13 protein-coding genes and 2 pseudogenes are annotated in these 12578 nt (G+C 34.0%); 4 read left to right on the forward strand and 11 right to left on the reverse strand.

Going from position 1 to position 12578, the window contains the following annotated elements; translation table 11 throughout:
• Positions 1-6: 6 nt before the first annotated feature.
• The 3 genes from ACQKNI_RS08190 to ACQKNI_RS08200 form a co-directional block, all read right to left on the reverse strand.
• Positions 7-951, reverse strand: a complete 945-nt coding sequence (locus tag ACQKNI_RS08190; protein WP_088229966.1) for an ABC transporter permease — start codon at positions 949-951, stop codon at positions 7-9.
• The gene (locus ACQKNI_RS08195; RefSeq protein WP_088229967.1) at positions 944-1855 is read right to left on the reverse strand and encodes an ABC transporter ATP-binding protein; all 912 of its coding nucleotides are present in this window, start codon (positions 1853-1855) and stop codon (positions 944-946) included. Before ACQKNI_RS08195 ends, ACQKNI_RS08190 begins: the two co-directional genes overlap by 8 nt.
• Before the next feature lie 90 nt (positions 1856-1945).
• Complete coding sequence (locus tag ACQKNI_RS08200; protein ID WP_098252590.1) at positions 1946-2521, reverse strand: FtsX-like permease family protein; 576 nt, start codon at positions 2519-2521, stop codon at positions 1946-1948.
• Between the two features lie 170 nt (positions 2522-2691).
• Here ACQKNI_RS08200 and ACQKNI_RS08205 point away from each other — a divergent pair, with 170 nt between their 5' ends.
• Positions 2692-3291: a histidine kinase gene (locus ACQKNI_RS08205; RefSeq protein WP_427282307.1), complete on the forward strand. Its 600-nt coding sequence runs from the start codon at positions 2692-2694 to the stop codon at positions 3289-3291.
• Between the two features lie 83 nt (positions 3292-3374).
• Here the strand turns inward: ACQKNI_RS08205 and alsR are convergent, their stop codons facing one another.
• Positions 3375-4274 (reverse strand): acetoin biosynthesis transcriptional regulator AlsR, encoded by a 900-nt coding sequence (gene alsR, locus ACQKNI_RS08210; RefSeq protein ID WP_088229970.1) that lies wholly within the window; start codon positions 4272-4274, stop codon positions 3375-3377.
• Between the two features lie 150 nt (positions 4275-4424).
• Here alsR and ACQKNI_RS08215 point away from each other — a divergent pair, with 150 nt between their 5' ends.
• Positions 4425-4790 carry a CidA/LrgA family holin-like protein gene (locus tag ACQKNI_RS08215; protein WP_088229971.1) on the forward strand — a complete coding sequence of 122 codons (366 nt, stop codon included), beginning with the start codon at positions 4425-4427 and terminating at the stop codon, positions 4788-4790.
• The gene (locus ACQKNI_RS08220) at positions 4787-5464 is read left to right on the forward strand and encodes an LrgB family protein (protein ID WP_098840742.1); all 678 of its coding nucleotides are present in this window, start codon (positions 4787-4789) and stop codon (positions 5462-5464) included. The genes ACQKNI_RS08215 and ACQKNI_RS08220 overlap by 4 nt, the downstream gene beginning before the upstream one ends.
• Before the next feature lie 12 nt (positions 5465-5476).
• On the opposite strand, the pseudogene ACQKNI_RS08225 reads toward ACQKNI_RS08220, so the two are convergent.
• Positions 5477-5734: pseudogene (locus tag ACQKNI_RS08225) on the reverse strand (NUDIX hydrolase); the annotation flags it as partial.
• 127 nt (positions 5735-5861) lie between these two features.
• Between ACQKNI_RS08225 and ACQKNI_RS08230 the strand changes: the two are divergent.
• Positions 5862-6062, forward strand: a complete 201-nt coding sequence (locus tag ACQKNI_RS08230; protein WP_088229973.1) for a DUF3903 domain-containing protein — start codon at positions 5862-5864, stop codon at positions 6060-6062.
• 318 nt (positions 6063-6380) lie between these two features.
• Here ACQKNI_RS08230 and ACQKNI_RS08235 read toward each other — a convergent pair whose 3' ends face one another.
• From ACQKNI_RS08235 to ACQKNI_RS08260, 6 genes and pseudogenes are all read right to left on the reverse strand, one after another.
• Complete coding sequence (locus tag ACQKNI_RS08235; RefSeq protein WP_088229974.1) at positions 6381-7136, reverse strand: sulfite exporter TauE/SafE family protein; 756 nt, start codon at positions 7134-7136, stop codon at positions 6381-6383.
• A 108-nt stretch (positions 7137-7244) separates the two neighbouring features.
• On the reverse strand, positions 7245-7391 hold the full coding sequence (locus ACQKNI_RS08240; protein WP_000644411.1) for a BC1881 family protein: 147 nt from the start codon (positions 7389-7391) through the stop codon (positions 7245-7247).
• A gap of 273 nt (positions 7392-7664) precedes the next feature.
• Positions 7665-7850: pseudogene (locus tag ACQKNI_RS08245) on the reverse strand (hypothetical protein); the annotation flags it as partial.
• A 69-nt stretch (positions 7851-7919) separates the two neighbouring features.
• Positions 7920-8927 carry a nuclease-related domain-containing protein gene (locus tag ACQKNI_RS08250; RefSeq protein WP_098840741.1) on the reverse strand — a complete coding sequence of 336 codons (1008 nt, stop codon included), beginning with the start codon at positions 8925-8927 and terminating at the stop codon, positions 7920-7922.
• Positions 8928-9026: 99 nt separating this feature from the next.
• The gene (locus ACQKNI_RS08255; RefSeq protein WP_098840740.1) at positions 9027-10790 is read right to left on the reverse strand and encodes an ABC transporter ATP-binding protein; all 1764 of its coding nucleotides are present in this window, start codon (positions 10788-10790) and stop codon (positions 9027-9029) included.
• Positions 10790-12541, reverse strand: a complete 1752-nt coding sequence (locus tag ACQKNI_RS08260) for an ABC transporter ATP-binding protein (RefSeq protein WP_088229977.1) — start codon at positions 12539-12541, stop codon at positions 10790-10792. Before ACQKNI_RS08260 ends, ACQKNI_RS08255 begins: the two co-directional genes overlap by 1 nt.
• Between the last annotated feature and the right edge of the window lie 37 nt (positions 12542-12578).

The following is a 12578-nucleotide window of genomic DNA, read 5'->3' on the forward strand; positions in this document are numbered from 1 at the left end:
TTTTCTTTATGTTAAATCACGTTTTAAAAATACAGTATAAGAAACACCTAAAAATACAAATAAATAAAGTAGTAGCATACAAGAAGCAAACGGGAATGTTATTCCATCAATAAAACTTCCGCTCTTTGAAATACCATATAAATTTGTGTTTGCTGGTAACAAATATTTTGCCCATTCATATCTAGATGCTGGAAGTAACGCGATATTTCCTGATAAAGCAAGAAACAGTGAAATACCGATTGCGCCTCCGCTAGATCTTGTTAAGACAGAAATCATAAACGCAAACGCTGCGTACACAATAGTTGGCAACCACGATAAAATATAGTACTTGCTTGCTTCTACAAAAATATTTTGTTTTATAATATTTCCATCTTGGAAAATAAACTCACTCCATGCAGGTTGTTGGAATTTATAAATAACAAGTCCACATAAGGCGGAGAAAATCATATTAAATATAAACAATAAGGCTGCAAATATCACGATTGCTAAAAATTTTGCTGTTAAAATTTTAAATCGACTCGCTGGACGGATCGTTAAAAATTTATATGTTCCCCAGCTGTATTCATTCGCAAAAATTGTACTTGCATACACAAGGATAAATGGAAGCAAAATTGGAAATACGATAAACCCTGTATCTCTTATGAAAGAAAGTGGAGAACTGCTTGCCGGTGCTGTATCCGTATCTAAATGCTTCATTTTAAGCTGATATTCCTTTACAAGCTCGTCCCCTGACCTTTCTGCTAAAATAGCTTCTTTTTTCATGCCAAGTTTTTTTTCAATTTCTACAGTTCGTTCTGTATAGTCTGCTTTCCACTCTTTTGTATCTGGCTCTAAATACTTTACCGTAACCCATCCTAATCCAATAATTAATACCGCAATAACTGCAAAAGGAATAATCGTTCTTTTACGTTTAAATATTTTATACAGCTCGTTATACACCAAATTAAACAATATCTTTTCCCCCTGTTAATTCTAAAAATTGCTCTTCTAACGTTTTTCTTTCTTCATATACACGATACACTTGAATATCTTTCTCAAGCAATGTACGAATAACATTTGGGATTTCTTCATCTTTTACATTAATAAGTAGATCATTACCTTTTATTAAAACATCTTGTTCTAACATTTTTGCAGCTTTATTCGCATCATCTACACGTATACGGATTGTCTCCATCTCTTCGCTTTGACTATGCTGAATATTTTGCGTCGCCACATATTCCCCGTGCTGAATAATGATAACTCTATCACACATTAATTCAACTTCTGAAAGTAAGTGACTAGATACAAGAACAGCTTTTCCTTGTTCGTGTGCAATTTTCTTTATGTACATACGCATTTCATGTATTCCGCTAGGGTCTAATCCATTCGTTGGTTCATCTAGTATTAATACGTCCGGATTGTGAATAAGCGCCTGTGCGATTCCTAAACGTTGTCTCATACCGAGTGAATATGCTTTTACTTTGCGGTCAATTACTTGTCCCATCCCTAACAATTTCACTACTTCATCGATACGTTCTTCTGACACATTACCATTCATTCGTCCAAAATATGTTAAATTTTCATAGCCGCTCAAAAAAGGATAAAATTCTGGCGCCTCAATTACAGCACCAATTTTCGCAGCAGTTTTTTCAAATTGCTGTTTCACAGATTGACCATCAATCCACACTTCACCTTCTGTCATACGGATCATACCGACCATCATTCTCATTAAAGTCGTTTTTCCAGCACCGTTTGGTCCGAGTAAACCAACAACCTCGCCTTTTTTTACTTCAAAACTAATATTTTGTACAAGTGTCTTTGAACCGATTTTCTTCGTCAATCGCTCAACTTTTACAATTGATTGTTCATTTGTCATTCTATATACCCTTCCCTTTCCATTCTTTGTAAGGTCTTTTCACTGTAACATGATTATTTTTATGTGTAAAATAGAAAAAGGCATGATTTCTCATGCCTTTTTCTTGAAATGAAACGAATTTTTATCTTGTAAACTTTGAACAAATCGAAAACATTGCACCATCGATAATAGAAGGATAACGATCATAATCATACTAACTACTACTATTGCATATATTGTAATCGGTGCACTATTTATCCCTTGTATTCCTGCTATTTTCATAAAGATAATCGTAAATAATTTTAAAAATAACATCCCATTAACTAATCCAAAAATAAACGCCGTTCCATAAATAAATAATTGCTCCTGACATAATAAACATAGCACTTCAGTTCTCTTCCTATTCACTGCTACATAAGATTTAACTTCTTCTTTCCTCACTTGCAGAAGAGAAGAAGTCATTTTATATGTAATAAACATACATATGAAAATGACTACGATAAACAGCATGGAAAAACACATTTGAAATACAAGTGTATCCCCTAATTCCCCAACGGCTACTTCATTAAATTGTAGCGATACCATAAAAAATAAAATGATAGTACTCATAGCAATCCATATAAATTGCTTCATCCTTTTGGCAGCAAATGTTCTTATATTTTTTCTCGCTAACCGACATAAAGACATAAATTTCTTCCCCTACCTTATAACATACGCATTCTATACTACTAGTGTATAAAAATATGACATTTTAAACATCGCACTACAATCTGAATCTTTTCTAAGCCTTTAGTCCTAGAAAATAAAATAGTTAAAATTCCATTAATATACTATAATTGTAAAAAAGGAGGGGTTATATGCGTTTGAAATTGCTGTTTCTTCTTTCTTTATTACTTTTCACTAATTGTAATCCATTAAAAAATAGTGAAGGTTCCACTGTTAAACCACATAAGTTAACAAAAGAGCAATCTGACATTTTACAAATGACTCCTATAGGTGAAGGAAATAGAATGTTTTATGATGTTACAATCAAAAATAATAAAGATGAACTTCAGGCTAAAATTGAATATTATCAAAATGGTAAAAAAGTAAAAGAAATCGCGAACATAGCTGCATCATATTTTGTAGAAAAGAAAATAAAACTTTCTTTCATAGCACCAAATCTCCAATTGAATAACAATATACATGGAAAAGGTCAATGGTATATTAATATTGACGGTGGTTCCACGCTTGTTCCTGAAGATGAGCCACCAAACGTAAATAGTTCTGCAACTACTACAATTCAATCTGCAAAAAGTTTAAGATACAATCAAAAAACAATTTTAGCTGCTGTAATCCAATCCAGTAAAGAAACTGTAAGCGTAAATGCAATTGATGAAGAAACAGGTATTGACGCACTCTTAAAAGAAAATGAGCACGTTTATCTATTTAGTATTGAGCTAAAAAAAATACAATAAAGCGGAAATGCAATTTAGTGCATTTCCGCTTTATTGTTTAACAAGGTGTACTTTTATATATCTGAATTAAACCGTTACTGTTATTACGCATCTTCTACTTCTATTCTTTTCTTCTCTCTTGCAATTTTTAAAAACTCTAAAAGCTCTGGATTACTATTCATTTTTTTGTAAGCCACTGACATTTCTGCAACAAAATTAGAATCACATAACTCTTTATATACGACTTCTGTTTTATACAATTTATTTGCCGATACAGGTATTACCGTAATTCCGATTCCTGCTGCTACAAGTCCCATAACTGTTTGATATTCCGTTGCTTCTTGTACAATACGTGGACTAAACCCAACTTCTCGGCAAAGAGATAAAATTGTATCATACAACGCCGGCCATACTGGTCTCGTAATAAATACGAACGGTTCATCTCGTAAATCTTCTATATGTATTTCCTCTTTCTCAGCAAGTGGATGCGCCTTCGGTAAACATAACGTACAAGGAAGCCTTTGAATTGGTTCTAATTCTAGTAATTGTGTTGAAATTGGTGGACGTAAAAAGCCAATATCAATACGATTATCATGAAGTGCATGCACTTGATCTGGCGTAGACAATTCATGTAATGCAACAGATACTCTCGGAAATTTCGTTCTATACTCCCTGACGATAGATGGTAAAATATCATATATCGCCGCTCCTACAAAACCAATTGAAAGTGATCCTACTTCTCCCCTTTGTGCACTTTGTGCAACTTCTACTGCTTTTTCAATTTGTTCAAACGCTTTTTTTACTTCTTTTAAAAACATTTCTCCCGCTTCTGTTAATTCAACTCTTCTCTTTGTTCTTGAAAATAACATAACTCCCATTTCTTTTTCTAATTGCTGAATTTGTTGACTAAGCGGTGGTTGTGTCATTTGTAAACGAGCAGCCGCTCGTCCAAAGTGCAACTCTTCTGCCACTACAACAAAATATTGCAAATGCCGTAATTCCATTTTGGACACCCTTTTCACTTTCGATTAATACACCTAATATATTAATACCACAAAATTTATATATTAGACAAACATTTCGAATGAACGTATAGTAGAAATTGTTAATTCTTTTTTACAATTTTTATAAAAAAAGAAAGAGGTGTTTACTGTATGAAATGGTGGAAATTAAGCGGCCAAATTTTATTATTATTTTGTTTCGCTTGGACAGGCGAATGGATTGCAAAGCAGGCACACCTCCCAGTTCCAGGAAGTATAATCGGTATTTTTTTATTATTAATTTCGTTAAAATTTAACATAGTGAAAAAAGAATGGGTACAAGATGGCGCAGACTTTTTATTAAAAGAACTTATTTTATTTTTCATCCCTTCTGCAGTCGCTGTCATACGCTACAAAGATACATTATCACAATATGGAATCGATATCATTTTGATTATCATGATTAGTACACTTTGTGTCACTCTCGCTACAGGACTTTTAACAGAATTGCTACTTAAGCGGAAAGGATCAACGCAATGATCGGCTTTCTTTGTTTACTATTAACACTATTCACATATTGGATATCAAAAAAATTGTATCAACGCTGGAATTGGAGCCTACTTTCTCCTCTTCTTGTCTGTCCAATTATTTTAATTGCTTTATTGCTTGGATTGGATACCCCTTATGAAACATACGAGTCTGGTGGTCAATGGCTAACAGACTTATTAAAACCTGCAACAGTAGCTTTTGCATGGCCAATCTATAAATACTTTGATTTATTGAAAAAACACGGCATAGCCATCTTGCTTAATGTCATTGTCGGTTCATTTTTATCAGTTATTACTTCCGCACTACTAGCTAATTATTTTCAAATTGATTCAACACTTGAGCACAGTTTAGCCCCACACATTGTAACGACACCGATTGCAATGGCAATTTCAGAAATGATTGGCGGTATGTCCCAATTAACAGCAGTATTTGTTGTTTTAACTGCGTTAACAGGAGCATTGCTCGGCCCATCTCTTATACGTATATGCCGCATTAAAACTGCGCTCGCAAAAGGCATTATGTTAGGAACAAGTGCAAATGGAACCGGTACATCAAAAGCTTTTGAAATCGGCCCTGTTGAAGGAACAATTGCCAGTTTATCCATGCTTTTAACAGCAGGAGCTAGTTTAGTTATCGTTCCGCTTTTCTTGTCATGGATACATTAAAGACGCAAGTATTTAAGTACTTGCTTTTTTATTTGCGTATTGGCATATTAACTCGTAACCCACCGGAAAAGCTAACGATAATGTTTCAACTTCATGTATTCCTTTCCAAGCAATTTCATGTATTAACTCATCAGGATCTTGTATTTTCATATTACCGCCTATTTTTTCTACAAAGTAATAATGAACATAGACGGGAATTCCATATGTAATACCTTCTTTTTCGTATATTTTATTTATAACTTTCACACTATAACCTGGTTCCTCTTCTACTAAAATTCGTCGTTGTTTATCAATTTCTCCCTAAAAAAAAAGAGGAAAATCGGTAAACAATGACGAAAACTTACATCAACTTCATAGACAATCCCTTCTTAGAAATTAAAACCGGAAGGATGAAAATATGATTTCTAAATACGTTGTGGAATGTGTCTTTTGTGAAGAAAATCGTAATCCTCGCCAAGCTATTGTTACAGTTCCCGCCACTTCTCAGCTACTGGCAATTGAAAAAGTGCGTGCGGAATGTAAACGTCGCTTCGGAAAAACTTTATTATTACAAACCGAGATTAAAGAAGAGCTAGTTTTTGAACAAAAAGAAAGCTGACCATCAATTGGCCAGCTTTCATATCCGATCATATTTTCACATGAAGATTAGGGGCATCCTCTTTAAGGATCGGGATTTTCCCATTATGTACGTTCCATAATGGGCATCGAACAATATATTTCTATACAATTAAATATTGAATAGAATAGGGCAAAACTTGTTCGCATTTTTAGAAAAGGGATAGGGATATAATTCAAGTAGTACTTCGAATACTCGAACTTTATACTCATAATATTAAAGCAAACCCTCATATATGTGAAATATGAATTACTTACATAATTCATTCGTAAAAGATATTAATAGTTTTCTACATTAGTTTTATTCTATCAATAGCATACATCCAGCCAAAATCGGTGTCATAATCATTGAAAACCTCAAAAGCATGCGTGGTGCATAATTTGTAAATTTTGCACCAACGTATGCACCTAGCATAGTCCCGATCAATACTTGCAATAACAATATGTAATCTAAATACCCTTCCGAACTATATCCAAGCCCGCCCCCAATTGCAATCGGCAATATAACAAGCATAGTCGTTCCTACAGATTGCTGAATCGTTAATCCTAATAGAGCCATTAATCCGAGTTGAATAAATGGTGCAGAACCAATCCCAAATGAACCGGCCATCATTCCAGTAACTAATCCGAGGCATATACATTTCATCAAGTTGTTTATTGAAAGCTCTTTATGTTTATATAAAGACGACTGTTCCCTGTTTTGGAACATAATCAATTTCATGAACATAAAAATTGCTGATAAAAACAACATTCCTGCCGTAAACCAATGAAGAAGATGTGCTGGTATGAGTGAACCAAACTTAGAACCGATATAAGAACCCAATGCTCCAAATCCACCAACAATCCCGCCTATAATAAGCACAACATTCCCTTCACGATAATGACTTACAACCCCAGATAATGTCGTAAATGCCATAGCTGTTAAAGATGTTGCAAGAGCAACGTGGATAGGAATATGGAATACTAAAGTGAGTATCGCGATAATGAAACCGGCTCCCCCAGCCCCAACGAACCCTAATAAAATCCCCATCACTAACATCGTTATAATAATTGCCACATACTCTCCCCCCAGTACCCCAATTATCTACTATACGCTCTCTTTCACACAAATAAAAAGCATCCTAGACGGATGCTTTCACTACTTTTCTATATTGATAATATGTACTTAGTCTTGATTAATCAAAATAACTGCAGGACCAGCGACCACTACTCCAGCTACTTCTATCTTTTCAAATTCCTTCACAGTAATAGATATAACTCCTTCTCTTTCCATCAATTCTTTACTCAGGACATCAGTCGGTATTGCCTTCACCGTCTTACCTCCTTTTCATTTTATACAGTGCTACAAAAAAGAACCCAATGCATCTATATATATGCATCACATCCGCTTTCATTCCTTATTCCATTCAAACCTCCTATTCCCCTTCTACAATGTATTGAAAAAGAAAAAGAAGTTATACAATATATAACTTCTTTTCCTCACTATATTAATCTCGTTGCACCTTATATTCTATAAATTTCCCATCATTATCAAATTGTAAAACAAGACGTTCACTATCGATTGAAGTCAACTACCTCCACTGTATGGAATGAGTCCTACCATCCTTACTTTTAACATTTGTTCTTTTTCTTTATTACGATTCTTAGAAACATATAATATAGCTCTTTGAATCATGACTAATATAATAAATGGCATGACTACCACAAAAATACTCTTTACACTTAAGGACATATGAACCATATCAATAACGAAAATAAACGCAAGATACATTATTATATACAAACAAAAATAAACATACAAAATGCCATGTAATATAGCGTTCAGAAAGCTCTCCCCTTTTTAATTCATTCTACTAATCATTTCTCGAATCGTTTCTAATTCTTGTTCTGTATATATTACTTTCCCTGTTAAGATTTCATTTCTAAAGAACGTTACAATTTGCTCCCTATCTTTTAATCTCGGCGTTTCTTCTTCAGAAAGATCTATCAATTCTTTACCACTTTCATTATAAAAATATACAACTGGTTTTACATTTTCTTTTACAATATCAACTTGTATTTCTTTCAAACTATTGTATAAAATGTGAGATAGTTTCTTCGCTTTACATACTGGATTCCCTTCATTTTTCACTTGTAGCGTTAATGCATCTTCACCTGTAATCCATTCAAACGTCTCTTCTTTCTCAACTTCTAGTTGATACTTACCAATTTCATCAATCATAAATGAATATATACTAGCATTTTCTTTCGTTAAACCATGAATTAATTTCCCCGTCCATTCTTTCGTCTCAAGTAGATATATGCCCGTTTTACTTAAGACAAGATGATGAATTCGAAAATCATTTCCTCCACGCTTATTTCTAACGAAAACGTTCGGCATAATATGAAATTCATTATCTACTATTATTCCTTGCTCTACAAATCCTCGCTTCATATAATATAATGTTTCATGTGTATTCACTTCAGCGCCATTTTTAGTATACTCTCGTAAATCTGCAATTAGCTTTTGAAACATATGTATTTCATTACTATGTTTATCTTGCATTTCACTGCGTTCTTTACTATGTTGCATAGCTAACTGATTTTTCATCATACGCATATTTTCAAGTTCTCTATTTGCACTTACTTGTAAATCATTGTATTTCTTCTGTTCCATATTTTTCAATGTATTTTGTTGTTCTTTATGTTCTATAACCGTAGCTGCAATTTCATTTTCATACGTTTCAATTGCTTGCTTCTTTTCAAATTCCACTTGCTGACTCTCTGATTCTAACTGTTTATTTTTATAAAACAGTACGAACACTCCAGCTAATAATAATAAAATTATACCTATTAGCACATACTCCATAGTTCGACTCCTTTTGTATACATATTTCTACTACATTATACTATGTTATCAATATATATTTTGTAAAAATTTCACGTGCAATGAAAAGGCCTTGTAGCTCTACAAGGCCTTTTGTAAACTTCCTTTATTTTGTAGTAAATACATATTATAATACAACCCTTGTTCACTCAGTAACTCTTGATGTGTTCCTCTTTCCACTATCTCTCCATCATGCATAACAAAAATTTGATCTGCATCTTGAATTGTAGATAATCTGTGCGCAATCGCTATTGTCGTTCTACCTTTTCGCATTTGCTGCAACGCTATTTGGATAGCCTCTTCTGTTTCTGTATCAATATTAGCAGTTGCCTCATCTAGTACTAATACTTTTGGATTAGTTGCTATCGTTCTAGCAAAAGCGATTAATTGTCGTTGCCCGCTAGAAAACGCAGCCCCTCGTTCTACTACTTCTGTTTCATACTGCTCTGGTAATTTTTCAATAAACGTATTGGCTTGCACAAATTGCGCAGCTTCCTTTACTTCTTCATCCGTAATTTCTTCATTGTACATACGAATATTTTGCTTTACATTTCCCGCGAATAAAAAAGCATCTTGCAATACGAGTCCTATTTTCTTTCTAATTTCTCGTTCTTCAAATTTCTCTAAATCCACACCATCTATTACAATATTTCCTGATTTAATATTATAAAATCGCATTAATAAATTCATAATCGTACTTTTCCCGCTACCAGTATGCCCAACAAAAGCAACCGTTTGCCCTTGTTTCACGTGAAAAGAGACATTTTTTAAAACATCACGCTTTCCATCATACGAAAAAGTAACATTTTTAAATTCAATATCCCCATCAACTACTTGAGGGTTCCCATTCCCTTTTTGAACGGGCGCTAAATCTTTCTCATCCATTAAATGAAATACACGTGACGATGAAACAAGTGCCTGTTGGAAAAATGACAATTTCATCATCATCTCATTTACAGGTTGGAAGAAACGATGAATATAGTTAACAAAGGCATATAAAACCCCTACTTCAACCGGACTTTTTAAAGCATCAATTCCAAATAAGCCAAGTACTAACGCAATTGCTATAATATGAACTAAATCTGTAGCTGGACGTAAAAGTAATGCGTCTAACTTTAACGTCCGTCGTCCTGCGCTATAATGTTTAGTATTAACTTCTTCAAACTCTTTTCTCATACGCTTTTCTTGTCTGAACACTTGAATAATATTCATCCCTTGAATGGACTCGTTTAACTTTGCGTTTAAAACACTCAGTTGGTTACGTACTTCTAAATAAAAAACGGCACTTTTCCGGCGATATAGCACCATAATTGCAAACATAATCGGAATTAATACGAGAGAAAATAACGCTAATTTTACATCTAATAAAAACATCGCTACTAAAATACCGAATAAAAAGACTACATTTTTCACAAATGTTGATAATACACTGACATAAAAATCTTTAATTGCTTCCGTATCATTCGTTATGCGTGATACAAGCGTCCCAATCGGCGTACGATCAAAGAAACTTAATGATAACTTTTGAACATGCTCGTATACTTCAACACGCATATCTTGAACAATTTTAAAAGCGATATTTTGAAAATACAATAAGTCTAAATAAGTAAATAATACTTTTAATAAGTGAGCAATAATATACACTACAAATAGAGTAACAAGTGCCGATTGATCAAAGTTACGTGGTACTAAGTGTTCATCAAGAAATTGTTTAATTAAAAAAGGACCCATCATTTCAGTTACAGTTGCACCAACTAGAAATAAAAATGCTAATGCTAATAATCCTTTATATGGTCTCATATAAGAAAGCAATCTTCTTAAATCACTCTGTTTTTTCTTAGCCATCATACGCCTCCTTTCTCGACTAATGCTTCTAACTGCTGACTTTCGTACATTTCTTTATACCAACCGTTTTCTTGCATTAATTGCTCATGTGTACCTCGTTGTACAATTCGACCTTCATCCACAACAAGAATAAGGTTAGCATGTTGAATTGCACTTAAACGATGAGCAGTAATAATCGTCGTTTTCCCTGCTCTTTCCCTCTTTAATGCATTTAAAATCGTTTCCTCTGTTTTTGCATCTACCGCAGATAGACAGTCGTCCAAAATTAAAATTTCAGCATTTGTTAATAAAGCACGCGCAATTGAGATTCTCTGTTTCTGGCCTCCAGATAAAGAAACGCCTCTTTCACCAACTACTGTCTCATATCCTTCTGAAAATTGAAGTATGTCATTATGAATACAAGCAATCTCTGCAGCACGAGTAATTTCATTATACGTAGCATCCGCCTTTCCGAAGGCGATATTCTCCCCAATACTCGCTGAAAATAAAAAATGATCTTGCGGTACATATGAAATAGCAGAACGGACACCGTAAAGTGTTACATCTCGAATATCTCGCTCCCCAACTTTTAATTCACCATTAAAATGGTCATACTCACGGATTAAACATTTTAATAAAGTTGTTTTCCCCGCACCTGTACGTCCTACAACTCCAAGCGTTTCACCCTTCTTCAAATCAAAATGAATATCTGTTAAATGTAACAATTCATTTTTCTTATATGAAAATGAATCAACCGCAAATGAAACATCACCGCTCGCTATTGTATGTACAGCGTTTTCTCTATTTACTACATCTGATTTTTGAGAAAGGATTTTCTCTACACGGTCATACGAAGCGCGTCCACGCTCCATAATATTGAACAACCATCCAAATGCTAACATCGGCCAAACAAGGGTACCTAAATATGTTGTAAATGTAACTAATTCACCGACTGTCAATTCACCTCTCACAACTAATACTGACCCGTAACATACTGCAATTAAAAAAGAAAACCCAACGATAAGAGCGATTGTTGGATCAAACAATGAATCAATACGTGCGACTAACATATTTTTATGTACGACATCTTCTGACTTTTTTCGAAACGCTTGTAAATCTTCTTTCTCTTGTCCTAGTGATCGAATTACCTTCATCCCACTCATACTCTCTTGCACTTTGTCATTGATTTCCGAAAACGATTGCTGTGCTTTATGAAACCTTTTATGTAATAAAGTTCCATAATAATTCGTAGAGATCGCTACAATTGGCATCGGAATTAAACTTAATAACGTCAACTTCCAGCTAATTGTAAAACCCATCGCTACGAGTACACATCCTCCAACAGCTAATGAATCAACTAGTGTTAAAACACCCGATCCAGCCGTTTGCTGAATTGCTTGAATATCATTAGTCGCATGTGCCATCAAATCGCCTGTACGACGTGATTGATAAAAAGATGGGCTCATCCTTGTAAAATGTTCATATAAATTCTTTCGGAGTTGACGGGCTAGTTTTAAAGAAGATCCAAAAATCATAATACGCCATAAGTAACGTAATATGTACATCGTAATTCCTACAACTACTAATAGAATAACCCATTTCAATAATTTTTCAGATGTTAATGTTCCATCACTAATTTCATCCACTACGATTCCTAGTACTCTTGGCGCGACAAGTTCAAGAAGCGCGACACCAAACAACATAATAATTCCGATTATGTACGCTCGTTTTTCTTGCTTAAAAAACCAAGCTAAATTAATAAATACCTTCATGTTTTTTCCTCCTCCCTTAAAATGAGCGATGTTTTCA

The sequence above is a fragment of the Bacillus sp. NPDC094064 genome, assembly GCF_050279585.1.
GTDB lineage: Bacteria > Bacillota > Bacilli > Bacillales > Bacillaceae_G > Bacillus_A.

Bases quoted from the DNA above. Each gene is read 5' to 3' on its own strand.
- ACQKNI_RS08260 (WP_088229977.1), bottom strand. From the start codon at position 12,541: ATGAAGGTATTTATTAATTTAGCTTGGTTTTTTAAGCAAGAAAAACGA.
- ACQKNI_RS08255 (WP_098840740.1), bottom strand. From the start codon at position 10,790: ATGGCTAAGAAAAAACAGAGTGATTTAAGAAGATTGCTTTCTTATATG.
- ACQKNI_RS08195 (WP_088229967.1), bottom strand. From the start codon at position 1,855: ATGACAAATGAACAATCAATTGTAAAAGTTGAGCGATTGACGAAGAAA.
- ACQKNI_RS08205 (WP_427282307.1), top strand. From the start codon at position 2,692: ATGCGTTTGAAATTGCTGTTTCTTCTTTCTTTATTACTTTTCACTAAT.
- ACQKNI_RS08200 (WP_098252590.1), bottom strand. From the start codon at position 2,521: ATGTCTTTATGTCGGTTAGCGAGAAAAAATATAAGAACATTTGCTGCC.
- ACQKNI_RS08250 (WP_098840741.1), bottom strand. From the start codon at position 8,927: ATGGAGTATGTGCTAATAGGTATAATTTTATTATTATTAGCTGGAGTG.
- ACQKNI_RS08220 (WP_098840742.1), top strand. From the start codon at position 4,787: ATGATCGGCTTTCTTTGTTTACTATTAACACTATTCACATATTGGATA.
- ACQKNI_RS08215 (WP_088229971.1), top strand. From the start codon at position 4,425: ATGAAATGGTGGAAATTAAGCGGCCAAATTTTATTATTATTTTGTTTC.
- ACQKNI_RS08230 (WP_088229973.1), top strand. From the start codon at position 5,862: ATGATTTCTAAATACGTTGTGGAATGTGTCTTTTGTGAAGAAAATCGT.
- alsR (WP_088229970.1), bottom strand. From the start codon at position 4,274: ATGGAATTACGGCATTTGCAATATTTTGTTGTAGTGGCAGAAGAGTTG.